Genomic DNA, 25,798 nt, shown 5'->3' on the forward strand with positions numbered 1-25,798 from the left:
TAATCCCGACGTGCAGGAGGAAATATGCGCAAACTATTATGGATGACTTTCGTGCTGCTGTGGCCCTGGGCTTCGGTTCAAGCCCAGATTCTTGTGACTTCCTTTCACGCCAGTGGCAACGGCTGCCCGCCCGGCAGCACCGATCATATCCTCAGCTCGGATCAGCAGACGCTCCAGATTCTTTTCAGTCAGTTCATTGCCGAACTGCCAGGTGAGTCGACGAAATCCTGCAACGTGCAGCTGCAACTTGAAGTGCCTCAGGGCCTGGCGTTGTCCTGGTATCGCACCGAGCATCGAGGCTTTATCGATACCTCAGGCGGCGCGGATGCAGAATTTATTGGACGCTACCACGCGCAGGGGGCCGGGCTGGACTTTGAAAACACTCAAAGTTGGCCTGCCCAAACCGTGGGTGACTATCTTGTCACGAGTCAAAGCCCAGGGCATAAATGGACGAAGTGCGGTGGCAAACAAAAGCTGACGATGCGGACCATGATCCGCCTGAAGGGACAGCCTGTGGGATTCAATACGCTGACTGTCGATGACAAGACATTCCGCGCTGAATCCCGGCTCTTTTTTACCACCAAACGCTGTTAACGCAGCTCAGCCTTGTTGAGATTCGTCATGGCTGGACCGTTGATAACCTCGCCCTTGCAGCTGAAGCGCGAGCCATGGCAGGGGCAGTCCCAGGTTTTCTCGACCTTGTTCCAACGCACGATGCCACCGAGGTGCGGGCACACAGCGGAAAGCATATGCAATTCATTGTCATGGTCGCGGTAAACGGCCAGTTTCTGCAGACCATAACGCACGATCGCGCCTTCACCGATGGGCACCTCGCTGGGTCGTGAGAGATCAGCGGGCGAGAAGTAGTCCCGATATTGCAACGCGACGTTAATGTTTTCTGTGAAATACTCTTTCAGCGAGGCGAACGACGTCGCTTTGCGAGCCGGATCATAGAGCTTTTCCCAGGGATTGCTGCGCTTGTGCACGAGGTCGTTGAGCAGCATGCCGGCTATGGTTCCATGCGTCAGGCCATGACCTGAGTCTCCTGTGGCGATATAGATCTGATCATCGCCCGGATTGCGGCCGATGAAGGCGAGCGAATCCACCGGTTCGATCACCTGACCCGACCAGCGTGTCACCACTTCACCGGCTTCCGGAAAATTGGCCCGTGCCCAGGTTTCCAGCCTGGCAAAGGAACTATCCGGATCCTCGCTCTGCCCCGTCTTATGGTCCTCACCGCCGACGATGAGCAGGGTCTGATGTTCATTCGGCTGATAGAGGCGAACATAGTGATAGGGATCCTTCATATCCCAGTAAAGGGCCTTGTTCACAGCACCGGATTCAATCGCCATGGTCACGATATAGGTGCGGTAGGCCGCCTGCTTGGTGTGCATCACAAAGCGATTGTTGAAGGGGGTATTGGTGGCAATCACGACATGCGAGGCGGTGAACGTGCTGCCCTGCCGGGTCGTAAGGGTGTAAGGCGCTTCATGGCCATGAATGTCGATGACTTCATGGTTTAAAAGTATGTGGCCACCATATTTTTGAACGGCCTTGCTCAGGCCTTTCAGGTATTTCAAAGGATGAAAGTGGCCCTGGTTGGGAAAGCGTATGGCGGAACCCTGACGTCGCGAGCGCAGGGGCGGGGCGTGCAGGAATTCGAGATCCGTAAAGCCGGCCCGACGCGCGGCTTCGAATTCACGCCGCAATTCCTCCTCCTCGGCCGGATCCGTGGTGAAAAGAAAGCCGTCAACCCTTTCAAAATCGCAGTCGATCCCTTCCCGCAAACAGATCGATTCAATGATGTCGATGGCCCAGCGATGGCTTTCCGCAGCCAGAAAGGAGCCTTCTTTCCCGAAAAGTTCCTCCAGCTCGGTAAAGCGGTCATCGAGCGCGCTGGAAAGGTGAGCGGACGTGTTGCCGGTTTCCCCGTCGCCGGGCATGGAGGCTTCCAAAACCGTGACACGCAGGCCTTCCATGGCCATCAGATAAGCAGAGGTGAGTCCGGCAATGCCGGCGCCGATGATACAGACATCGTTTGACTTATGCGGCACCTGGTCCGCGGAATTCGGCCAGTCTTCAATCTTCCATAGACTGGCCGGCGAATGAGACGCAACTTTTGACATAAATACTCCTACCGGATTGCTCGGGAATGTCGAAAACTCAAATGCCAAAGTTGTGCCAGCAGCGCTGACGGAATTTGAGGCAAGCCTCTTGCAAAGCACGCTCTGACGTCAGGAGGAGGTCTTATGCGAAGGTGGATGTCTTGTATTCTGTTCATGGCCCTGCAGGGACTGGGCGTCATTCCCGTCGTCTTCGCCATGACTCCGATGGAGCGGGAATACCAGGCAGCCCTGGAGTTTCGCAAACTGTTCGCCGGGCATGCCGCGGCCTCCTATGGTCCGGACGAAATTCGGCAGCTGATCTTTTTGCCTAACCGTGCCGTGCTCGAGCGTCGCCTGGATGGACTGGCCAGTGTGGAGGATGTCCTCGCCGCCCACCGTTCACGCCTGCAGACAATCCTGCCAGGCCAGTTGTATCGCGAAGCGGCTCACATACCGCATCCTGAGGACGTTCTCACGCCCCGACATCCGGTCACCATCGTAATCCTGCCCGGGATTTTTGGGGAATTTATCGATCATATTCCTTATGAAGAAATTCTTGCGGATCCAGCCACGAGCTTCGCTCAAACCTGGGCCCAGGTCACGGCGGATCCTGATTTCGCGGATCCGGTTCTGGATCTTGACAGCATGGAGCAGCACCGCGAGCCTATAAGGGACCTGGTGAAGGCGGGGAGTCTGGATGATGCGAGCGGAAACGCAAGGGTTCGCATCCTTTTGCTCAAGGCTCCCAAGGCGTCCCTCGAAAGTCTGGGAACGCTGGCCGAAACCACCGCCATCTATCAAAGGCGCCTGACCAAAATTTTTAACCGCCTGGGTCCACCGGAACACGCTTATTTTCTCGGCTATTCGCGTGGTTTGAATGTTGGCATGGAATTGGTGAGCACCACCGATCCCGGCGCCTTTCCCTGGATTCGAGGCTTTCAAGGCCTGATCAGTCTGGGCGGCGTGACCTATGGTTCGGCCGTGGCGGATCGCGCGCTGAATCCCGAGCGGGTGGAAGGCAGGATCCTGCAACGGATCCATCAGCTGGCGGATACGCTGGAAATTCCGGAGGCGGGTGCCGTCGATACAATTGGTATGATGCTGCGCAACACAGGCCGCTGGGCTGCAGCCCTTGCGGATATCGCAGCGATGAGTCGTGAGATGGCGCCTCCGACTGGTCTGCAGCTTGAGAATATCCAGTCGGATGCGATTGATATTGGCTTTCTGGCACGAATGTTCCGCGATATCGCCCTTGAAAAATTTCAATTGGATCGACCCTTCACGGATTACGTGCAGAACGTCCGGCGTTTCAAACTGTTTGTCAAGGAAGCCCAGGAGGGCGTTCTATCCCTTGGGACGGAGGCCTGCCTCGCCTGGATGAAAACGCATCGCCTGCCGGAGCAGCTGCATTATTATGCGATCACGAGCACGATGCCGGATCCTTCCACACCGGAAACCGGAGTCGCACCGCTCACGGCCAATCCTCTCGCCTACGAACCGCGCGGCATGGATTATCGGATGCTGCGTGCGTCCTATTACAGTTATTGGGAAGAATCGGGAATGAGTCTGAATGATTCGCAGATTTCATTGGACCGTTCTCCTTTCTGGCCTGAACTCCATCAGTTGGCCAACCCGGAGCAGAAACCTTTCCGTTCCACACTGCTGGCTGTCCTTGGCACGGACCACTGGGGCATGGCCTTTCCGGTCGCCTTTGAAACCGAATCAGGCCGGATCAATCCCTTCCCGCGCACGATTTTGATGCGCGCCCTTGGTGATTACCTGGGGGCCCAGGAGGAGGCACGGACGGAGAACAGGAGGATGCCATGAAACGATCCTTTCTTGTCAGCTGCCTGTCTTTTTTCACCAACCTTTATCCGCCCGTGCTTGATGCGCAGGAGCAGGTCACGCATGCCTCGGATGCGGTGGAGGTGCAGTCGGAGCTGGGTGTGCTCGGTGTGATCCATCACCGGATCATGTACAGCCGGGACCAGACACACTTTGATTATGTGAAAGAGAGTGGCCAGGATAATCTGGACACCTTTCACCGATACACGGCCGAAATGAGAATGAATGACGGCGATCGCCTGCGCTTTGTGTATCAACCGCTGGAGCTGCGATCACGCACCAGCCTGAAGCGGGATATCCTGGTGGATGAGGTGCCCTTTGCCGCCGGAACGCCCATGCAGTTCGTTTATAGTTTTCCCTATTATCGTGGGACCTGGCTTTGGGAAACGATGGTCACGGATCGTTACACGCTGCATCTTGGCCTTGCCCTGCAGATCCGCAATGCCCGAACCGAGTTCATGACTCTGGATGGGGATACCCTCGTCAGCAATCGGGGTCTTGGTCCCGTTCCGCTCCTCGCCCTGGCTCTGAACTGGCGCCTGAATTCGACCTTTGCATTCGAATTCGAAGCGGAAGGCAATCCTGCATCGTCAGCCATCTTTCATGGCGACGATCAGAGTGAAACCACCGGGGCTCTGATCGATACCAGCCTCAAACTCAGCTCGCAAATCAACCCTCGCTTTCGCACGTTCGCCAGCCTGCGTTATATCAGTGCAGGTTCACGCGACAGGGCCCGGGTCCAGGACAATCCCGCCAGCGAGGGCTTCAGCGGCAACTGGATGGACCTTGCTGCGATCACGCTCGGTCTCGTGGCGAATTTGGATGCCTTCTGAAGGCCTGAACCAGGAAGAATTTGCCAGGGTTGCTGCATATAAAAGCCCGCTGAAACTGGTAAAATAGAGGAGTCACAATCAAAGGCAAAAGCGTTGCGAAAGGCCTCCTCACTCTCGTGGATCCTCCTGTTCTCGCTCCTGGAATTCCTATTCAGGTCAGGCGAAGGGCAGGCTTCTGCCAATTTTGACGTCGGCACGCTGCCGTCCCGCGTGAATATCAATGACTATGGTCGGGTTCTCCTCGAAAATGACAATCGCTCCTTTGACGAGATGAATGCGCGTCTTGAAACGGAAGGGCTGAAAATTTCAGACCTTCTCTGGGGCGGTTACCGGGATGGTTTCTACTGGGTTCGCCTGCTCCTGGCGAATGAATCCGCCGAGGCGCAAACGGTGCATCTGATTACCGCCAATCGCTTGACATACTATTTCGAATACTTCATCCCGGACTCGGAGCAGAAAAGCCAGGTCCGAATCAAGCGCGTTCGCGCCTCCATCCCGACCCTGGAATTGACCCTGCCTCCTGGGCAAAAATTGCGTCTCATCATGAAACTGAAGTTCGGTTTGCAGGATACTGTGAGCTTCTACGTGGAGCCGCCGCCTCCCGCTGCCGATGATACCAACGGCGCTCCCTTCAATATCCAGGAAATGGCTTTTGGCGTTATCATTGGTATGATTTTTTTGAACATCTGTCTCTCCCTTCTGACCCGCGAGATCATTTTCTTTCTGCACGCCGTGGCCACGGGGATGGTCTTCTGGGCTGTCTTTCTCTTGAGTGGCCTGACTTATCACTATTTCAATGTGGATGAATGGAATCGCTTTCTGCCGGTCGCAGGCTGCTTCGGGGTGGCCGCGAACAATGCCTTTGGTCAGGTCTATCTTGAGACGCGGCACAATCATCCGCGCATTCATCTGTATTTCAACATAGGCCTGGTCATAGGCATCATAGGGGGCGTACTCCTTGCTCTGGGCGCCTCCAAGACTATCATTTACTTTACCGACGTCAACCTCTTAGCGATCGTCATCATCGGCCTCGCCACCGCCTATCTCTTCCCGCCCAGTCGGCACCGGGTCATGCGCTTCTATATCATAGGCTGGATGGGTCTGGCTGGGTGTGTTCTGATCTGGCTGGCTTCAGAATATGGGATTCTCAAACGCTCGACTTTTACGGAAAATGCCATGACGCTTGGTCTGGCCTTTGAGCTGATTATCGTTTCGCTGGGTCTCGCGGATCAGATCAACCACTATAAAAATACGCTTTCCAACTACAATCGGAATCTGGAGCAGACCATCGAGGAAAAGACGCGGGATATTCGCTCCATCATGGAATACATCCCCATGGGCGTCTTCATGATCAAGAGCGACAACCGCATTCACAAGGATCATTCTCAGCTTCTGGAGGATATTCTTCCGGTGCAGGAGCTGGAAACAAATCCCGCCACTGAAATTCTGTTCGGACGTTTCGAAGGCAGTTCGGATGACAAGAGCCAGGCCATGAGCACGATCATGGCTTCCCTCGGGGAAAATATCATCAACTTTGAAGTGAATGCCCACATGCTACCCCGTGAACTGCGCGATCGTGAGAATCGAATCTGGGATCTGACCTGGAATCCCATCGAGGACAAGGAGGGCAGGGTGGAAAAAATCCTGGTGACCATGCGCGAGGTCACCGAGATGCGCACGCTCCTCGAACATAACCAGGCTCAGCAGGAAGAGCTTGAAATAATTGGAGAAATTATAGCGGTCCCTGCCCAACGCTTTGTGCGCTTCGTCCGTTCGACCCGGACCATGCTGGAGGATAACGCCTATCTTTTGTCCCACGCCACTGACATACAGCGGGATGAGGTCATCAAGCTGCTCTTCATCAATGCGCATACCATCAAAGGCGCGGCCCGCAGTCTCTACTTCCGGCGCATGACGCGGATGCTCCATGACATGGAGCAGAGTTATGCGGAACTGCAAAAGCACCCTGAACAGACTTGGGATCTGGAGCGTATGCAGCAGGAGATCACGGCCATACTGCAGCTGCTGGATCAATATGAAACCATGGCCCGGCTGAAACTCGGACGGAACCTGGAACAAAGCCGCTCTGTGGAGCTTTCCATCGAACAGGCCGAGCAGGGTTACTTCGTCCTGAAGCGTGCGATCCAGGAACGCACACTCACCGACCAGAATATCCTGGGTCTGGATCAGATGCGCAGCTTCCTGCATCGGCATGTTTTCCGCAGTGCCCGGGATGTGTTCACGGAGATTGGCGATTGCCTGCCTACGCTGGCCAGGGATCTCCATAAGGAACAGCCCACGCTTGAACTCCAGGTGGACGGATTTTTTGTGAAGGATCAGGCGGAAGAGGTCCTGCGCAACATCTTTCTGCACCTACTACGCAACAGCATGGATCATGGCATTGAAACAGCGGAGGAACGCCTGCAGGGTCAGAAGCCGCGCCACGGTCTGATCCGCATCGGGATGAAGCTGGAGGATCGGCAGATGCTGGTGACCTGCGAGGATGATGGCCGCGGCCTGAATCTGGCGGGTATACGCGAACTGGCTCTTGCAAGGAAACTGCTCAGTGTTGTGGAAAGTCGCGATCCCCTTCGGGTCGCTGAATTGATTTTTGACGCCGGCCTGTCGACCGCCCGGCATGTGACCGACATATCCGGTCGTGGCATCGGTATGAATGCCGTGCGACGCTTCGCTCATGAGCATGATGGTGAGGTCTCAATCCACCTGGGGAACGAATATCCCCAGGGCTCAGGGTACTATCAATTTCAGTTCCATATTGTTCTGCCCAGGCGCTTCTTTGAAGCGGATCCAATTCCAACCCGGCAGAGCGTTGCCTAGTTTCCGAGGGAGTGTATCGTTGTAATGATGCGTGGTCTGATCCTGTTCGTCACCTGGTCCATCCTTGGGCTCTGGGGGTCTCACGCCCTGGGAGTTGAGGGCGGGCTTGTGCTGAGCGGACAGCTGGATTACATCGTGGACGCCGAGGGGCGCGAGACCCTGGACAGCATCCGGGCGTTACCCGAAGAAAAGTGGATTTCCGCGCGCGGGCAGACCGTGAACCTTGGCTTCAGCCCCAACGTGCATTGGTTCCGCTTGCAGCTGCCGGCCTGTGCGGCGGTGGAGCAGAAACGCATTTTTGAGGTAGCCTATCCGCTTTTGGATGACGTCCGAATCTGGGAAGTGGCCGCGCAGCAGGTGGTGCGTACCTACCAGCTCGGCGACACGGTGCCCTTCAAATCCCGGCCGATTGATCACCTGAGCTTTGCCGTGCCGGTGGGCTGTGCTGATCGCACGATGATGGTGCTACGGATTTATTCCACAAGCGCCATGCAGGTGCCCATAGTCCTCTGGGAGCAGGAGACATTTCACAGGGAAGCTGCTCTGCTGATGATGCCGCAGTTTTTTTACTATGGCGCGATGCTGATGATGGTGCTTTATAACTTTTTCGTCTTCATTTCGGTCCGAAATCTGGCTTATCTCTATTATGTGTTCTTCACCCTTTCCTTCGTCGCTTTCCAGGCGGGTCTTACCGGCATGGGTTTCCGCTATGTCTGGTCGGATTTCCCGGCCCTCAATAACTACATGGTCGACAAGCCGTTGAACTGGGTGACCTTCTTTGCGGCCGCCTTCGCCATGGAGTACATGCGCACACGGAATCATTTCCCACGGCTCTATCGTTACGTAGGCCTGTTCCTGCTGTCGGTGGCCGCCTATCATGTGGTCTCGTTCGCGCTGCCCTATCGCCTGGCCATCAAAATCACCATAGCCCTGATCATGATGGCCATCACGCTGGGGTTTGTGATCAATGTCAACTCCATCCTGAAGCGTCAGCGGGAAGGATACTTCTATATCGTGGCCTGGAGCATGTTCCTGAATGCAGCTGCTGTCCTGGCCTTGAACAAGCTGGGGGTGATTCCGCGCAATGTAGTGACCGAGAACAGCGTGCAATGGGCCATGCTGGTTGAAGCCCTGCTGCTTTCCTTTGCGCTCGCGGATCAGCTCAATATTCTGCGCAAGAACCTGGCGTCCAGCCATCAGGAGCTTCAGACCACGTTCGATTCCATCGAAACGATCGTGGCGGAAAAAACCGAGGACATACGCTCCATCCTCACCACCGTGCAGCAGGGAATCATGACCGTCCGTGGTCACGACCTTCTGATCGAAGCGGACCATTCGCCTTATACGCTTCAGGCCCTTCGGACTCCTTCCTTAACCGGAATCCCTTTGAAAAAAGCTTTTCTCGACAAGCTGGACCTTGGCGAGGACCAGCGCCAGAGCGTGCAGTCTGCGTTGCAAGTCTGTCTGATGGATGGCCTCATCGCCTTTGAATTGAACGCGAGCCAGTTTCCAAGCGAAGTCAGACTGAAAACAGAGGAAGGCTTGCGGGATCTGGTGGTGGATTGGACGCCCATCCTTCAGGCCCATGAGGCCATCGATCGCTTTCTGATCGTCTTCCGTGATGTCACGGACTGGAAGAAACTGGAATTGATTCAGGCGAGCCAGAACGAAATGTTAGGCAAGCTGCAACAGATGACGAAAGCCGATCCCCAGCTCCTGCGAAAGTTTCTGAGCCAATCCGAAAGGCTTTTGGATGTGCATCTGTCGATCAGCATGCATGTGGATCCTCTGAACGTCCTCAAGAACATTTTCATCGATATTCATACGCTGAAAGGCGAGTCGCGTTCGCTGGGCCTTTTGGATTTGGCTGAGGCCTGCCATCGCCTGGAGGACGGCATGTCCCGCATGCGCTCGGGGCAGGAGCCCATGAGCCAGATGACGCTACAGACGCTACTCCTGGAAACCCAGGAGGTTTTGCATTCCTATCAACGCATCTATCATGAACGGCTGAAAGGCATCATGGGCGATCGGGATGTTTTTGTAAAACTGGACCAGCTCGACAACTGGCGAGAGCAGATTGGGAAACTGGCCGAAAAGTATGGCGCGGAAAGACAGGAGCTGCGGGGTCTGCTACATGATATTCACAGTATCCTTTATATGAACTTCGATCAGTTGCAAACCAAACTGCATCGCTGGTGTCGACGTATTGCCGTGGATCTGGGGCGACCGGAACCCAGGCTGGAAATTCATAGTGAAGTGGTTTACCTGGATGGACGGGCCACGGAAAACCTCGATAAAATTTTCATTCATATCCTGCAGAATGCGCTGGCCCACGGCATTGAAGCCCCTGAGGTGCGACGCATGCATGGCAAGGCGCCGCAAGGTCTCATTGAAATCCGTCTCGTGCGGCAGGACCATAAGGTTCGAATGTCCATTCGGGATGATGGGCGGGGCTTTGATACGGCCCGTATCCAGCGCAAGGCGGCCCTGCTGGGGCTTGTGACGGACGAGAAGAAAATCTCAAAGGAACGCCTGAAGGAGCTGGTCCTCACCTCAGGTTTCAGCTCGCTGGAATCCGCGCACTCCTATGCGGGGCGCGGTGTGGGTTTGGATGCCGTGCAGGGGCTGGTCCGGCAGCTGGGTGGCCGGCTTACGATCGAGCTTTACAATGAAACCATCCCGGGATTTATTCCCTTCGAGTTTGTCATCGAGCTGCCCAGCGATTTGTTTCCCAACACGGAAGGAACTGCAAAAGAGGATCCTGCGACGCGCAGTGCCTAGGTTTCCCGGCATGCACACACCCGCTCAAAATCGGGATCACTGTCGCTGGAGCTGGTCGGCGTTGCTGTTTCCCGCACGGACTGTTGAATATTCAAAGCCGGCACGGTCCAGATCGAACAACCGAGACCCAGGCCGTGGTTGAATTTGTCCGTTTCCAGCTTCCTGATGTAACCCAGATCATAAAGAGCGTTGCTGCATTCCATCGGGTCGCCGCCACTGCCATAGACCGAAAGTGTGGCGGGATGATACGTGCGCCCGGTGGCGCTGCAGGTCTGATCACAGCTCGCGCCCTTGGCGCTGAGGAAGACACAGTAATAGCCGGAAAGCGTGCCCGTGCCCGTGCACTTGCTCACAACTTTGATGCTGGCGGAGGGGGAAATGATAACCTTGCCCTGGGGTGTGGTGAGCACAGCCCGTGGTTTGATCAAACCCTCCAGACTTCCTGCTGTCACCAGACCGCTCGTGGCATGAATGGAACCGCAGCCTGTGGTCGCACAATCGGTCAGGTAATACTGGAGCGTGTAACCCGGATAGGACGCTATATTTGTCATATTCTCGACGCTGCCGTCCGTGAAGGTGGCATTCACGGTGGCGGTGGTTGTCCCGGTGCCAACGATCAGCGCATTTTGCACCGGCACCACGGAAATGAACTCCACCTCCTTGGGCCGTATTTCCATTTCAAAGGTGCCGTTGAAACCACCGCCGATGGCGGAAATGGTGACCGTCGTCGGCGTGCTGATACTGCCCGAGGTCGTCAGAAGACCTTTGGTGCCGGAGGCGTTGGACATGGTCACGAGGCTGGGATCGCTGCTGCTCCAGGTCACCTGGGTGGTATAGTCCGCTCCCGTTCCGCACGACATGATTTGTCCGGCGCTCATCTGAACGCTTTGCCCTATGGCGAGCGACGACTGAGGCGCGGTGATGCCTACGCCGGTGACCACCGCGGTCTGAATATTGATCGTGGCCGAGGCTGTGATCAGCTGTTGCGTGGCGGTTTCAAAGTAACTGGCTGTGACCGTGGCCGTGCCGACCTGTTTCGTCAGAATCAGACCCGGCTGGCTGGGATCGGTGCTGGGGATGGCTGCTTCCGCCGGTTCCACCGACCAGGTGACGGCCGCGGTCATATCCTTGCTGCTGTTGTCCGAGAGCAGACCTTCGGCAGTGAATTGCGGGTTGTTGACACCACAGACGCCTTCGGGATTGTCCGTTTTAATGGTTAGTGAGGCGAGGGCGGCATCCGTGACCGTGATGTTGGCCTGCAGCGTGGTGCTGCCATATTTCGCGAGCGCCACGGCTGTTCCTTTTTGAACAGCGGAATAGAGGCCGCGAACCGGCGGTTCATCCATACCACCGGCTTTGGCCACGAGATCGTTGCTACTGGTCCAGCGCGCGTACGCGGTGATGTCCTGCTCGGTGTTATCAGCCAGCACCCCATAGAGTTTAAAGTTCTGACTCATGCCAAGAGGAAAGGAAGCACTGGGCGGGGACAGCCGAAAGCTCGCGAAATTTACGCTCGAAATGTTGAAGGTTTCCTCGCCAAAAACATCCCCGTACTGAGCCCGCACCACAAGTTCGCCCGGATAAAGGGCATCCAGCATGCCCTGACTGTTCACCACACCGACCACAGGGTCATTCACACTCCAGTTGACGGAGCTCGTGATGTCAAAGCTATTGTTGTTTTGGAAGGTGGCAATCGCCTGCACGGGAGCATAGGTTCCGAGCAGGAAGGTGTTGCTGTCCGCCGTGACCTGAATGCTGCGAATGGCGGGCATCTGAATCTGGGTGCGACTGACGATGCTCATACCCTGATATTCCGCTTTCAGACCCACGGATCCGACCTTGTAGCCGGTAAAAATACCGGTGGTCCCGCTGTCCGCCGCCCCCTGCAGGTAGCTTGTGCTGTTCGACTGCCAGACGATGCCATCGCTGATGTCGGCCTGGGTGAGATTATCGTACTGCGCGGACAGGCGGAAACGCGTGGGCACACCCAGTGAGATGGCCTTCGGCACGATCTCAATGGACTGGATCTGCGGGGCTTTGATCTCGACTGAAAATTCGATGGAGAGCTTGTCATAGGCCGCAGTGACCTTTGTTGTTCCCGGTTTCAGGGCCTTGATATCAAAGCGGGCGGAATCCTCGTCGTCGATGATTTCCAAAAGACTCTCGTCCTCGATTTGGAAACTCACATCGCGGCTCAGGGTTCGTTCCTCACCGTTGCGCTGGGTGGCAATGACCCGCAGGGTGTCGTCGATCAGGCCTTCGGTTATTTCAAATTTTGCCGGGCGGACGGCAAGGGAGACATAGGCCTTGGGGTCCAAAGGGTCTGTCTGGTTCGAGCCACCGGACGAACCGGTCTGCGTTTGCTGCGCCTGCTCGGTGATCAATTTTTTGATCTGTTCCAGTTTCTCCTGATCGACTGCAGACGACTGCGTGACCTGTTTGGTTCCGCAGGCGCTGGACCAAAGACTTAAGAAAAGCAGGGTCAGCCATAGCTTATTCACAGCTGCAAACCCTCCTGAAATTGGCCAGGGACGCCGCGCCAGTTGTGGCATGTGTGGCTTCCCGTAGACCAAGGTTCAAACCGGACTGCGTGAAGATCGAGCAACCGATCCCCTGACTGGCGGTGGCGGCTGAGTTAAATGAATTCATCGAGGAACGGAAGAGGCTGTTCAGAATATTGCTGCATTCATTGCTGCTCGAGGCGCCACTGCCGGCCACGGATATGGTCGCATCGTGGGTCACACGCCCAACCGCGGAGCAGGTGGTATCGCAGCTGTTGCCCGCCGTTCCCAGGAACCAGCATTGATAGCTATGATATTGACCGCCGCCGGAGCAGGGTATGTAAACGCCGATACCAAACGAAGCGGACGCATTGCCTTGTGGCGATTGCACAGTGATGGTGAAGTAGGCGTCCCCATCCGTAAGGCCGGTCAATCGTTTTTCTCCATCACCGGTATCGGTGAAGCTGGCGACGACCGGGTTGGGAGGTGTCCAGGTCACGGTATAGTTGCCGTTGGTATTGGTGACATCCACCGTGCTGTTATCACTGAAGGTGGCGACGGCGGTAAAGTCCGCGGTGCTGCCCTTGAGCATGAAGCCAGCGTTGGTATAAGGCTGCTCCCGACGGATTTGCACCAGATCCAGTTCCTTTTCCGTAACAGTGATGGTGGCGCTGGCGCTGATGCCGTCGAGAGTCGCAATGATCTGCATGCTGCCTTCCGCGACCGACTGAATGCGAATGCGATTGCCGGTGGTGCGCGTGATGCTGCCGACATAGGACAGGCCGGGGGAACTGACATCGGCTGTGATTTGAATGCGGCTGCCGACATCCACCTGCGTGCTATCGGAATAGGTGCCCTGCACACCAAAATCATAGCTGCGGCCGAGCGCGATGCTCGCGGTGCTGTGGTCAAAGGTCAAAGCCAGAAGTTCCGGTGGGTCCACGGTAACCGTTGCGGTACCGGAAACGTTGCGCGTTGTGAGCGGATCCACGTAGGTGGCACTCAGTATGGTCGAGCCGCTGATGCGGCCGAGGATATCTCCAGGCTGTCCCGAAGGAACTTCCGCACGCGATGTGGAGAGAGTCTGGGCGTTCACGAGCGCCGTCATATCCGCTTCCGTGCCGTTGGAATAGATGCCGAAGACCTGATAGTTTTCCGTGCGCCCGGCGACCACACGAATCGCGGAAGGACGAATTTCCAAACGCGACAGCACGGGATTATCCACGGCTACAAGCGCGGTTACCTCGCGGCCATGATAGGTGACTTTGAGGTTGGCGGAACCCTGGGCCACACTCTGGATGCGTGCAGTGGCGGCATTCACGGTCAGAACATTGATGTCGGTGGATTCGGCGGTGACAGCACTCGTGACATCGGCTGATGTGCCATCCCCATAGCTGGCCATCACTGTATAGAGAGCGATTTCGCCCTCATAAAGAGTAAAGGAAGGCGGTGTAATGGTGAGGGCGGTGAGTTCGGGCTCCTGAACATAAAGATCGAGGGGCACCTGAAGGCCCTGAGCCTTGAGAGTGGTCGCCAGGGAACCCGTTTTTGCGCCGGTCAGTTGCTTGCCGTTGATCGTCACGAGGTCCGTGGTGTCGCCCAAGGTCCAGGCGGGCAAGGCGGATTCCGAGGCATCATTGTAGATACCGATGGCCTCAAGCGTCAGAGTCTGCCCAAGGCGCAGGACCAAAGGCGTAACGGATGGTCTGATGCTGACGAGAGTTTTTTTCTCCTGGGTGACGTTCACCTGGCGGCTGGCTTCAAAACCATCATAGGTGATGCGCACGGACCAGGTTCCCACGCTCTGGGCCGAATAAAGTCCGGGTCCTTCCCCCGGATCCTTCAGGCCACTGCCTTCATCAATTTGCCAGCTGACTGCATCCGTCAGTTCCACCAACTGGCCATCGGTCTTGAGCGCATAGGCTTTCAAACCTACATCCTGGGGCACGAGCTGACCATTTTCCAAGGGCAGTTCGACCGTCAGATTCTCGGGAAAAATGAGAACCTGGGAAATGGCTGCTGGATTGACAAAGATTCGGGTGCTGGCGCTGACGCCCAGATATTCAGCGGTGATGGTGGCCTGACCTTCATTGAGCCCAAGACCCTGCCCCTGGGCATCGATCGCAAAAATTTCCGGGGCACTGCTGCTCCAGGTGATGCCTTCGCTGATTTCCTGCGCATAGCCTTTCATATAAACGCCCGTGGCGACCATGGGAAGGCGCTCCCCGGTCGCGAGAGTTTGATCCGCTGGCGACAGGATGATGCGTTCCGGAGGAACGCCGGTGAGATCGATGCCACCGGAGGCTCCCGCCGCAAGGCCCTGCTGCAAAGCCTCCTGACCTTCCTTGCAGCCTGCAAGGAGGAGCGTGCTCATCAGCACTGTCACGAGGATCCTCAGCATCAATTTCCTTCCGTTCATGGCACAACCTGAATGGATTTTTCGCCATTCAATCCTTGATAGTTGGCCTTGGCCTTGAAAAGGCCCGTGGCCAGAGGCACGCAAACACCTTTGCTGCCGGTCTCATTGCTGACATAACCGGCGAAACTCAGACCGGACCCGACGATTTGATAATTCCATTCCGTATCCGCAGTCACATCCAGCGAGCTGCCATCACTGTAGACAACATAGGCGGTCAAGGTGTTTGAGCCACCGGCCAGCGAGAGGCTGCTCCATGAAGCCTGCAGATTCAAGGTCACGGGAACGACAGGCCCAATCACCAGGCTCGTCTCCGCAAACACACTGCCGAGCGTGGCACGGATGGTTCCCGTGCCGCTGCCTGTTCCTTGAAAGCGGGATTTCACCGTGGCATCAAACGTCCCGGCGCCCGTATCGGCAAGGAATGACCAGGTCACGTCGTTGGTGACCACCTGAACTGTGGCGTCCGTATAGGTGGCTGTGGCCACATAATCACGGGTCTGATAGAGGCCGAGTGTACCACTCGCGGACGCAGTGAGAACCAGGGATGACACTGCAGCAGGACTCACCTGAACGGTTTGCGTGACCGTCAGGGAGCCCAGTCGGGCTGAAATTGTGCTGGTTCCAGCCCGGATGGCTGTATAACGTCCGCGTGAGCCGACCACCGCGGTGAGGACGGATGTGTTGCTGACACTCCAGGTGGCGCGGGTCGTGACATTCTCCTGCGTGCCATCCGAAGCGTCCAGCCATACCTCAAAGGATTCCACTTCTCCTTTGGCGAGACTAAAATTACGAGCGGATACGAGGCGCAGAAGGCTGGCCTCAGCATCGACCGCGGCCAGGTCAAAATTCTGGCTGATGTCGCGATAACTGACGGTCAGAGTCCCATTGCCGGTCGTCTGGCTCGTAACGGTGAGGGCACCGTTGCCGTTGGGCGAAAGCGTGGCGAGATTTGCGGGATCCAGACTGTAGGTGGCGTCTTCCGTGATCGGCACAGTGGTGCCATCGGTGTAGTGGGCGGTGACTTCAATATCGCGTGCGGTCTGTAAAGGAAAAACAAGCGGCGTGGGGCTGATGCTGAATTGTTTCAACTCGGTGCGGCCTTGCACAACATCAATCGTCCGGGTTTGCACTTTATCCCCGAGCGTGGCGGTCACCTGCGTGCGACCGGGGGCTTTGGTGACGAGAACACCGGGATGATCGCTGAGCATGGTCAGGGATTCCTCGGAACTCAGGGTCCATTGCACCTGATCCGTCATGTCCTGCGAGGATCCATCGCTATGGATGCCGGTGGCCAGCATCGTGATGTGGCGTTCCTCATAGGTGCTGCCGATCTTTTCGATGGCGACGTCGAGCGATTCCGGAGCGAGATGCAACTGGTCCAGAACCTTTTCCGCAACTGTGATTTCAGCCGTGGCGCTGAGCTGTTCATACGTGAAGGTAAGAGTGGCGGTCCCTGTTTTCAAGGCGAGGCCGAGCCCGGGTTCATCCTGGGAGAAATCGAAGACCTCAGGATCGGAACTTTCAAACGTCCCGAGTTGGGTGAGTTCCGCATCGCGATCGTAAGGCAGGATACCCACCACCGTCAGCGGCAGGCGGCGGCCGGCAGGCACCTCAGCCTTGTCGGGCAGCATGCGCACAGAAAGATAGTCGGCTGCCGTGAGGGCCCGTCCTTCGACCAGCTCATCTTCTGATTTGACAGGCTGTTCGGTGCAGCTGAGCAGTATCCAGCAAAGCGCCCCGACAGTCCGGAGACATTTCATCGCCACGACCCGCCTTTCTTCAGAGCTGCTATCGGTGCCTTGGTCTTGAACTTTAGATCGTCAAAAATGCCATATAAATTCGGGGTTTTAATCCCTTTTGGAGAGCTGGTAAAAAGCCGCTGTTTGCGCCGATTTTGGGCGCAGAGAGGGGGTTTTTGCGAAAGCAAAACTTACCCAGCATCAAGTTCGAAAATATTACGCCGAAGCCATGATCAGGACAGAGCTCCTGGGAGACGATGTGCGGCTTCTTATTTACATACTGGCTTTCACAGCCTGGATGCAATCCGCATGGGCTGCTGAATCGGGGTCTGAAGTGCTTTACATGGATGAAGATGTCAACTTTCTGCTGCTCGATCAGGTTGCCAGTGACCTGAAGGATGGCGATCGTCTTTGTCTTTATCACGCGAGTCTCCCGTTGCCCTTCTGTGAAGCTCAGTTTCGTTGGATCACCCGCAAACCTCTGGTCTTTCTGCCCGCGAACATGATGGCCCGCTTTCAGGTGGGAAGTCGGGTCGAGGTGAAGAGGATCTATGTGAGTGAACGCGGACCGGATGGGCTCACGTACCGCGATGCCACCAGTTTTGGTCGCAGCTACCTCGGGGAGCAGCAGGACGCCGAACGCGCCCAAAAGATTCAGACGGAGAAGGCGGAACAGCCGAAGCTCCCGAAAGGCAATGCACCACGTCTGGAAGCGGATACGCCGACCATCGAAGGCGGTGAATTTCCGGAAATCTTTATTCCAAAGATTCGCCGCAGCAAACCGCGGCGTGCCAGGGATACCGGTGAAACGGCGGAAACCATTGCCGCCATCAAAAAAGCGCTCAAGGATAAAGGTTCCACCCAGTATCAATTCCTGCCGGTGCGGGCGGAGCTGACGGATGCCTCGGACGATGATGACAATGCGGAACGAATGGATCCTGAAATTCCTCCCACTCCTTTGCATCAGGCGGTGGATGTCACCATTCTGCAGACACTGCCTCTGATGCCGGTCGCTGCGTTTCAAGGCCTGCGTTATCGTACGATCAGTGCAGAGAGTCTGGATCGTTCCAGCCTCTGGGTGCAAAACAAAAGTGAATTGAAGGCTGTTGTCGGGGCAGGCTTTTCCCTGAACCTGATGCAGGGTCTGAGTCGCACGGTCGGCTTTGGCTGGCGTTATCACGTTTACGATCGGGCTCAGTCCCGGTCCACCTATGATGACATTCAAACCACCCTGGAGGCGCGCACCACGACGCGGATCAGCGCTCAGGCTGTGCATGGGGAAATGGGCTGGCGCTGGACCTTATGGGATGGTTTGATGCTGGATATGGCGCCAGGCCTCGATCTTTTTTATTCCGAGGTGAAGTTCAAGGCGCTGAATGTGGATACGACCAGCGGCCGTGCTGAGGCGCTGGCTTTTGCCCATTCCAGTTTTTTCTTTGTCGCCCCACGGTTTCATGCAGCCCTGCGCTATCAGTATCGCGGCTGGGGCGTGGCCCTGGGCAGCATGAGCAGCGTCCCTCTCTACAGTTTTAAACAGTCCTTCGATGGCGGCGCGGCCCCATCGGAACGCTTGAACTATAGCGAAGATCCAGGAACGGACCTCAATCGTTCCCTGACCCACAAAATTCAACCTGTGGGCGTGGAAGTTTATCTGGGTTTTAGCTATCAGCCGCAGAGGAATTAATATGAAATATCTTCTCCTCGCCATTTTCCTGGCAGTCTCTGGAATGCACGCGGCGGCGAGGGTCCGTACCGCTCCCGCTGCTTCCGACAACTCCCAGGATCCCGTGCTGGGACTGGATCTGGATGTCCGCACCCTGCCGCTTTACCGGCAGATCCTGATGGATCCCAACCGCAAGGGTCTGATTCCGAAAACCGAGGAAAGTCTCGCGCGTCTGGAGCAAACTCTCGAAGCCGATCGCAAGGCGCTGGCGGAAAGCCCACCCGAGCGTTATACCTACCTGCGCATGCGATTGTTCGATCGGCTGGTGCAAAAGTCCCTTTACTGGCAGGCTGTCGTGGTCGGGGATCGTCCGAATGCGGCAGATCCGGCCACAAGTCTGAAGATTCTGCAGGAAACGCATCAGGAAATTTTCGTGCTCGGACCGCAGATCGTCAAGGACCTGAACGCACCCAGGGAACAGGCTGCTGTGCTTCTGCAGCTGCTCCTGGCCCAGGCTCAGTATGATGACAAACGCAGCCAGGCCGTGCGCAATCTCGGGAAGATTCGGGCACAGCTGACCCATCCCAAGCATCTGGAGCTGGTCGATTTTCTGACCCGCCTGGAAGCGCTTCATGAAGCCCGGACCGATCAGCGTCGGCAGGCGATCAAACAGCTTGAGACCCTGGCCAATCGTTTGGATCGCCGTTTTTCAAGCCTCGCCTCCCTGGCGATTGCCCGCAGCCTGGCTGGTTTCTCCAGCAGCGGCCGTCTTGTGGCCGACCCTTCACCGGACTATGCCTCCTACCTCCGCTATGTTTCGCGTTTGTGTCAGTCGCTGACGCCTGCCGAGAAAAATGCAATCTTCGACTTCACTCTTGGCATCTGGTCGCTCCAGCAGGGATTTGATCATCAGTGGGATCCTGTGCCCTTCAATATCAGTTGTTATGAACAGGCCCGTCAGTTCCCGGCTTTCCTCGAACGCATGGCTCAGGCTTCCGTCCGTCGCCAACAGGTGGATCGCGCGCTGGCCCTCTATCAGCATCTGAGTACCAGGCTCTCGGTCCCGAGGCAAAAGCAGCAGATCAACTTGAAAATAGCTTTGATTCTGCGGAGTGAGTACCTGCAGGGTCGGAAAAATGCAGCCTATCAGGATTTTCTGATCAGTTCTCAACAGACCTGGCGAGGCACACCCTATGGCATCCGAATCGCGCAGCTGCATGATGAATTCATGCATCAGGAGTTGAACAAGGGCCTTGCGCCCCATCCGGCATCGGCCTTCCTGATCGCCCTTCGTCCTCTCTATCAGAAGTATATGGACAGCTCGGCAGAAAATCCGGATGCTCGCACGATTCGCGCGAAATGGGCGGATGTTCTGGCCGCTCAGGGCTTCCCGCAGGAAGCGGTCAGCACATTGACCAGCCTTGCTCAGGGTTCCTCTGGAGTGGTCCGGAGTCAGTATCTGAATCAGGCCCTGTCCCTGCAACTGAAAACGGTGGGTTGGAACATCGCCAATCCCTGGAAAAATGAGTCCGAAAAGGATGAGGCCAGCCTCGGCAGTTTGAAGCAGATCATGCTCCTGATCCGGGAACAAACTCCGGAGAACGAAAGGGCCCATCAGACCTTGAACCTGGCCGTGATCGATCGCCAGCTCGGACTGCACGAATCGGCCCGACAGCAGCTCCGTGAGTCGCTCGAACGGCTGCCCGATCGATCGCTGCGGACGGAAAGTTTTACCGCTCTCTGCGCTTATGCGCTCGCGAACAAGGATTTTGCGGATCTGGAGAACCTTGGCCTGCTCGGGCGTCGGATGGATCTGGAACTGACGCGCCCCGTGGATGTCCATAGGACCCGTGATGAACTTTATCTCGTGGCCCTGGAAAAGCAGGCCGATGCCCTGGTGTCCACCGCCCAGCATGAATTGGCCATCCAGAAACTCACGCAGCTCATCAGTGAACTGAAACCCTCCGGGCGTCGCAATCGGGCCCGCTATCTTGTGGCACGCTCCTATCAGAATCTGCAAAAATTTGCGGAAACCCGGGAGCAGCTGCAGGCGATTGAACGCGATGGCATCCGTGATGAAATCTACCGCCAGGCTCTGCTGGACAAGGGTGCGCTCCTCATGGCTCAAGGGGAACTTGCGGAATCCGTTCAGACCTATTCCGCCTTCATTCAATACTTTCCGAACGACAGCCGCCGCCGTGAGGCCCAGTTCGTCATCATCGACGGGCTTATGGCGAAGGCCCGCCATGACGAAGCTCGCTCCTCCATCAGCCTTCTCCTGGCCAGTCGTGATCTGGAGGATGCGGAGGTCAATAGTCTCAGCACAAGGCTTATGCGCGTGCACCAGGCGACCTTGAACAATCAGTGGATCCGTGAGGATCTTGCGATGCTGGAAAAAAATCTTCCCGATCGACCCGAACTGAGAGCCCGACTTGCGGGACTTGCTTATCGTGAAAATCAGAGCGGCAGTCCCCAGCTGCGAGAGAGCGTGTCGCTGCGCTTGCGGGATCAGGGCTCGTCGCTCTTTGTGGTCAGCGACCTGATGAGCCAGATTGCCTTTGAACGGGCCCGCAAGGATGCGGAAAGCGGCTTCGCCCTGGTGCAGAAGTCGCTGATGAGCGGGCAGGACAATATTTTCCAGACGATTCAGGATAACTATCAACGCGTGCGAAGTGCCTATGCGGAAGCCTGCCAGGTGCCTTATGCCAGTCACTGCGGTCCCGCCCTTTATGAAACCATGTTCCAGGCGCAAAGGTATCGCGGCCTTCTGCAGGATTTAAGCATGGAGCAGCCCGGTCCTGAAATCATGCTGGCTCGCCAGGAACTCAACACCTTCTTCACCCAGGAAACGGAAGCCCTGGAAAAGCGCCTGGCGGATGCCATCCAGCACGGCAATACCCTGCCGGACTGGATCCTGAAACTCAGCGTGGGGGATGAAACCTTCTGGCGTTATTCCGCGTCCGCCGCCGCCCGTCAGATCAATTATCTGGCTCTGCCTTCAGAAATGGCTGATACAAGTTCCTTTTCCTTTACCCAGGGGAGTGCGGAATGAAAGCACTGTTTGTTCTGATTCTCGTTCTGACCGGATGTCAAACGCTGGAAACGACTGAAACCCCATCCCGCACGCCGACCGATGCCCTGCGGGTCTCGACGGTGGGGCAGAGGCTGCAGCTGCATCGGTATGATATGCAGGAGATTCGCCGGCGCTATGCAGGACAGAATGCCTTTGAGCAGACCATGCAGGCTTTATCCGAGGAACGCTGGGATCTTGTGGTGCAACAGGCGGAAAAACATCTCAAGGATCATCCGGGCAATGTGGATGCATTCCTATTTCTGGCCATCGCCTATGCCGCGAAAGGTCAGATTGATCGCGCGCAGTTTTATGCGGAACTGGTTTTAAAAGGGCATCCGAAACATGCGATGGCCTTGAATCTCATGGGTGTTCTGCAGCGGCAGCGTGCGGTGCTCATGGAGGACTATCGCGAAGCCATCGCCTATTTCAATCTCGCTCATCAGGTGAATCCGGAAAGTCTGGCGCCGATTTTGAATCTCGGTTCGATCAACCTGGAAGTTGGAAATTTCGAAGCGGCCCATGCGGAGTTCAATACCGCAAAAAAAATCTGCGACTCCTGTCTCGCGGCGACCCTCGGGGCAGCGGCTGCCGCTCAGGCTTTGGGGCGTTTTCAGGAGGCCGAAGCGGATTTCCTGACCGTGCTCGATCTGAATGCCGAGCATCCTTTGGCCAACTATCTGCTCGCGGTTCAAACCTTTTATGTGCAGGGCGATGTGGCCCGCAGTCAGAAGTTTTTGGAGAATGTTCTGGAAGCGGATGGCGCGGACGCCGACACGCGCTCCCAGGCTCGTGTTCTGATGTCCCGCATCGAAGCGAAACAGCTGGATATCGAAAGAAAAAAAGCCGATCAGGAAGCCCACTGAGTCTCAAAAGACCGGTTCCGACCCACGCAGACCGCCCGGGCCTGTGTTTATTTTTATCACATCTTTTCAGTCACTTACCGATTTTTGCTTAGCAAGATCTCATTATGATTACGCTATATTTCCCAGCGGATAATCCGCCCTGCGCCAGCGCATTCCAGGACAAGAAAATTATTTGATCCGTATTATCTTGTTGTGCGTATGCCCCTAAAGAGGCATGGATTGAGCGAGGACCCGGCTCGCTCCACTAACGAAGTGAGATGACCTGTGAAAATGTTGAAAACCGTCGGTGTTAGTGTGTTGTTCAGCCTTCACCTCTCCGCCTGCGGCGACGGGGGGTCGTCCAAAAAAGGCAGTTCCCAGCCCGTGCCTGCGCCTGTGCCTTTGAATCCCGGTTCCGGCCATATCGATGAGACTCAGCCCGCCGCTGTCGATCTTAAGAACCATATGGTTTTCGATCGTCATGTGAGTGAGACTGCCAAGGCAGGGCTGACTCGGGATTTTGCCCGCATTGAACGCTTCGATTTGACAAGCGGCACTGACAATGACGCCGTTCTGAAAGCGATCCTGGACGTGCCGGATCTGAGTGGTGGCACGTTAAGCACCTGGCTGAAAGCCCGTGTCCGCTATATGTTGAATCCTGACCTCTCGCTCTATCGGGTTGGACTCGTCATGTCCGGATCCCGAACCTATCAAATGACCCAGCTGGAAGGCGCCAGTGAAGAGGATACGCGCAACGTGGCCGCTGTCATGGCGGGAACGGCTCTGTATTCGTATGGCAAGAGCATGCGCGCCCGGTTTCCTCAGATCAACTATTTGATCGTGGAAGTGAACGACAACTGGGTCCATATCAATACGCAGCGCAACGGCGTCATGCAACTCGGACCGGCACTCTTCCATCCCGATTTCATGCCCAACGCTTCCAATCCCGAGTCTTATGCCAACACCGCGGTTCGCGTGGACACCCTTTTCCATGAAGCGCGCCATGCGGATGGCAACAGTGTATCCAGGAGCCTTGGCTTTATGCACACGCTTTGTCCCAGAGGAGCGGGGATCGCCCCGGAGTTTGTGAACCAACTCGCCTGTGATGATAATGCGAATGGCCCTTACACGGTCGGCGCAAGAATCCTGAAGGCCTATATCCAGAAGTGTGGCGACCTCTGTTCCATTGGCGATAAGACGATCCTGGAGTCCTTTTACCTCGATAGCGTGTCCCGGGTTGTGAAACGCAGCAACGGCCAGTTGCCGAACCTGGATGCAACGCCGGAAAAGGGCTTTGACAAGGTTGATATTTCAGCCTTCTCGCTGATCCCATCCCAACGTCCATGAGGGGCCTATGAAACGCCAAAAGGTTTTGCTGCTTCTGGCCCTGACCGCCGCGCTCGCGGTGGGCTTTTTTCTCCTGAATCGATCCGTGCCCGAAACGGCACCTGTTGAGAATCATGATACGATGACAACGACGGAGCCGGCCGCGGGGCCCGACATCGTGCAGGATCCTCCTGCTGAGCCTGCTCAGAAGGCCAAAACCACAGCTGCTGTTGAACCCGATCCGGTTGCAAGCACCCAGGTTGAGGAGCCGGTGGCTGAAAAAATTCAGGAAAACTTCCAGGTGGCGCGCGAGGCCTTTCAAAAAAAGGACGTTATCGCCAAATCCAAAACGGAAGAGGTTCATCATATGCCCCGGCCCACGCTTGAGGCCGCACGCCGTCTGGGTGAGATTGCCGAACTGGAAGCTCAGCATCCTGAGCAGGCCGAAAGTTTTCGCGAATTTTATTTGGAATGTGCCCGCGATACAGACACCATCACAGTCATCCGAGCTCAGTGTCTCGATAAGTATGTGAAGGTTTCGAAAATGGACTCGGCCGGTCAAAAGCAGTTTGTGCGTGACTTCCCCGAGGAAGTTGTCCGTCTCTACGAGGCCCTGCAGTAAGTCAACGCAGGTTGAGCAGGACGGTCTCATCCCGTTTGAGTTCGTGAGCCTTGCGTCCCAGCCTTCGCCACTGGATGGCGAGGGTGCGATCCAGAACCCGCAGCTGCCGGCTGGCACTGGCCACCGGCGCGTCCCGTGTCACACGATTTTGTTTCATCACAAAGTAATGCCAGGTGCCGGGAGGCAGACGCAGTTTGACAAAGGTCTCCTGTGTGGCAGGCTTTACATATTCCTTGCCGTTTTCCCCTTGCACCACGAGTCGATACTGATCTCCCGCGCGAAGCCCATCCCGATCCGTCCAAATGAAAAGCGTTTCCGCCTTGGAGGCCGTGGCGGCAATTTCCAGATCCTGCGGAGGATACTGGATTTGCAAGGTCGGACTTTGCCTGATGCCCGCCTTGGTCAATTCCCTGGACAGGGGATCCTCGGCCGGGATGAACGCGAGAGGACGGTCGACATTCAACCGCAGAACCTCGCTCCGATAGTGATAGTCGACGCTGGAGATCTGCAGGCGATAGGAGCCTGGCTCACGAATGGTCAGAAGATAACGATGTCCTTGCACGGTGGCCAGAGGCTCGCGCTTGATATCACCAGCCGGCCAGAGAAAGATTTTGAAACGCAGGTGATCATTCGGGCTTTCCCAATAGAGGGGAATCTGAGCGGTCCTGTCACTGATGAAGTGCAGGCTGTCCTGGCCTGGGGAAAGCAGAGCGAGATTGCTGATTTTCCGGGCGCTTTCGAGGTTTTCCTTCTGCGGGTCGGCTTTGAGTTTCGGCAGTTCCTGGGCGGTTTCGATGGAAAGGAGATGACGGACGAAAGCGGCACCGAAGCTCAGAAGGGGATGCCCGGTCGCTTCCTTTTCCTGAGAGGCCCCTTCATTCCAAAGGCCATCGACCACATAATCCTTGAAACGCAGTTCCTTGAAAATATGCCGATCCAGTCGCACGATCATGGGTTCGGCGATACGCAGGCGGGCCTCCGTTTCAGCGGCCGACAGCGTGCGGCCGGTTTGTTTCAGTTCAATGCTGGACCCTGGATCGAGGCGCAAAAGGCTGCCCTCATCGAAATTCGCCGTCCTGAGCTTTTGCCAGTCGGAACCCAGCGGTGGCATGATCCAGATGGTGCCGCTGCGCCGCACGGTTACGAACTGCCGCGCCTCGCTCAGAGCCTGAGCGGAGAGGCTGAGGAGCCACGCAGCCGTGAGCAGCATG

The 25,798-nt window shown here is 56.4% G+C and carries 15 protein-coding genes; 10 read left to right on the forward strand and 5 right to left on the reverse strand.

What is annotated here, in order from left to right:
• Window positions 1–24 precede the first annotated feature (24 nt).
• Window positions 25–594, forward strand: coding sequence for a DUF4360 domain-containing protein (locus OLTU_RS11395; RefSeq protein ID WP_141732883.1), 570 nt, complete (start codon window positions 25–27; stop codon window positions 592–594).
• Here OLTU_RS11395 and OLTU_RS11400 read toward each other — a convergent pair.
• Window positions 591–2,126 (reverse strand): FAD-dependent oxidoreductase, encoded by a 1,536-nt coding sequence (locus OLTU_RS11400; protein ID WP_141732884.1) that lies wholly within the window; start codon window positions 2,124–2,126, stop codon window positions 591–593. The two genes, OLTU_RS11395 and OLTU_RS11400, sit on opposite strands and share 4 nt — an antisense overlap.
• 123 nt (window positions 2,127–2,249) lie before the next feature.
• On the opposite strand from OLTU_RS11400, the gene OLTU_RS11405 reads away from it, so the two are divergent.
• From OLTU_RS11405 to OLTU_RS11420, 4 genes are all read left to right on the forward strand, one after another.
• Window positions 2,250–3,932 carry a hypothetical protein gene (locus OLTU_RS11405; protein WP_141732885.1) on the forward strand — a complete coding sequence of 561 codons (1,683 nt, stop codon included), beginning with the start codon at window positions 2,250–2,252 and terminating at the stop codon, window positions 3,930–3,932.
• The gene (locus tag OLTU_RS11410; RefSeq protein ID WP_141732886.1) at window positions 3,929–4,783 is read left to right on the forward strand and encodes a hypothetical protein; all 855 of its coding nucleotides are present in this window, start codon (window positions 3,929–3,931) and stop codon (window positions 4,781–4,783) included. The genes OLTU_RS11405 and OLTU_RS11410 overlap by 4 nt, the downstream gene beginning before the upstream one ends.
• Before the next feature lie 93 nt (window positions 4,784–4,876).
• Window positions 4,877–7,621, forward strand: a complete 2,745-nt coding sequence (locus tag OLTU_RS11415; protein WP_141732887.1) for a 7TM diverse intracellular signaling domain-containing protein — start codon at window positions 4,877–4,879, stop codon at window positions 7,619–7,621.
• Window positions 7,622–7,645: 24 nt separating this feature from the next.
• Window positions 7,646–10,402: a 7TM diverse intracellular signaling domain-containing protein gene (locus OLTU_RS11420; protein WP_141732888.1), complete on the forward strand. Its 2,757-nt coding sequence runs from the start codon at window positions 7,646–7,648 to the stop codon at window positions 10,400–10,402.
• Here OLTU_RS11420 and OLTU_RS11425 read toward each other — a convergent pair.
• The 3 genes from OLTU_RS11425 to OLTU_RS11435 are packed head-to-tail and all read right to left on the reverse strand — an operon-like array spanning window position 10,399 to window position 17,082.
• Window positions 10,399–12,903, reverse strand: a complete 2,505-nt coding sequence (locus OLTU_RS11425; RefSeq protein WP_176736528.1) for an Ig-like domain-containing protein — start codon at window positions 12,901–12,903, stop codon at window positions 10,399–10,401. The genes OLTU_RS11420 and OLTU_RS11425 overlap by 4 nt on opposite strands.
• Window positions 12,896–15,304, reverse strand: coding sequence for a hypothetical protein (locus tag OLTU_RS11430; RefSeq protein ID WP_141732890.1), 2,409 nt, complete (start codon window positions 15,302–15,304; stop codon window positions 12,896–12,898). The genes OLTU_RS11425 and OLTU_RS11430 overlap by 8 nt, the downstream gene beginning before the upstream one ends.
• 14 nt (window positions 15,305–15,318) lie before the next feature.
• Window positions 15,319–17,082 carry a hypothetical protein gene (locus OLTU_RS11435; RefSeq protein ID WP_141732891.1) on the reverse strand — a complete coding sequence of 588 codons (1,764 nt, stop codon included), beginning with the start codon at window positions 17,080–17,082 and terminating at the stop codon, window positions 15,319–15,321.
• Between the two features lie 208 nt (window positions 17,083–17,290).
• Between OLTU_RS11435 and OLTU_RS11440 the strand changes: the two genes are divergently transcribed.
• The 5 genes from OLTU_RS11440 to OLTU_RS11460 all read left to right on the forward strand — a co-directional run bounded on the left by OLTU_RS11440 (window position 17,291) and on the right by OLTU_RS11460 (window position 24,587).
• The gene (locus OLTU_RS11440; protein WP_218109983.1) at window positions 17,291–18,745 is read left to right on the forward strand and encodes a hypothetical protein; all 1,455 of its coding nucleotides are present in this window, start codon (window positions 17,291–17,293) and stop codon (window positions 18,743–18,745) included.
• 1 nt (window position 18,746) lies between these two features.
• Entirely contained in the window at window positions 18,747–21,776 is a 3,030-nt protein-coding gene (locus OLTU_RS11445; RefSeq protein ID WP_141732893.1) for a tetratricopeptide repeat protein, read from the forward strand.
• A complete protein-coding gene (locus tag OLTU_RS11450; protein WP_141732894.1) occupies window positions 21,773–22,660 on the forward strand; it encodes a tetratricopeptide repeat protein in 888 nt (295 codons plus the stop codon). Before OLTU_RS11445 ends, OLTU_RS11450 begins: the two co-directional genes overlap by 4 nt.
• 264 nt (window positions 22,661–22,924) lie before the next feature.
• Window positions 22,925–23,986, forward strand: a complete 1,062-nt coding sequence (locus OLTU_RS11455; protein ID WP_141732895.1) for a hypothetical protein — start codon at window positions 22,925–22,927, stop codon at window positions 23,984–23,986.
• Between the two features lie 7 nt (window positions 23,987–23,993).
• Complete coding sequence (locus tag OLTU_RS11460) at window positions 23,994–24,587, forward strand: hypothetical protein (RefSeq protein WP_141732896.1); 594 nt, start codon at window positions 23,994–23,996, stop codon at window positions 24,585–24,587.
• A 1-nt stretch (window position 24,588) separates the two neighbouring features.
• On the opposite strand, the gene OLTU_RS11465 is transcribed toward OLTU_RS11460, so the two are convergent.
• Entirely contained in the window at window positions 24,589–25,797 is a 1,209-nt protein-coding gene (locus OLTU_RS11465; RefSeq protein ID WP_141732897.1) for a hypothetical protein, read from the reverse strand.
• Window position 25,798 lies beyond the last annotated feature (1 nt).

The organism is Oligoflexus tunisiensis (assembly GCF_001748245.1).
Classification (GTDB): Bacteria; Bdellovibrionota_B; Oligoflexia; order Oligoflexales; family Oligoflexaceae; genus Oligoflexus; species Oligoflexus tunisiensis.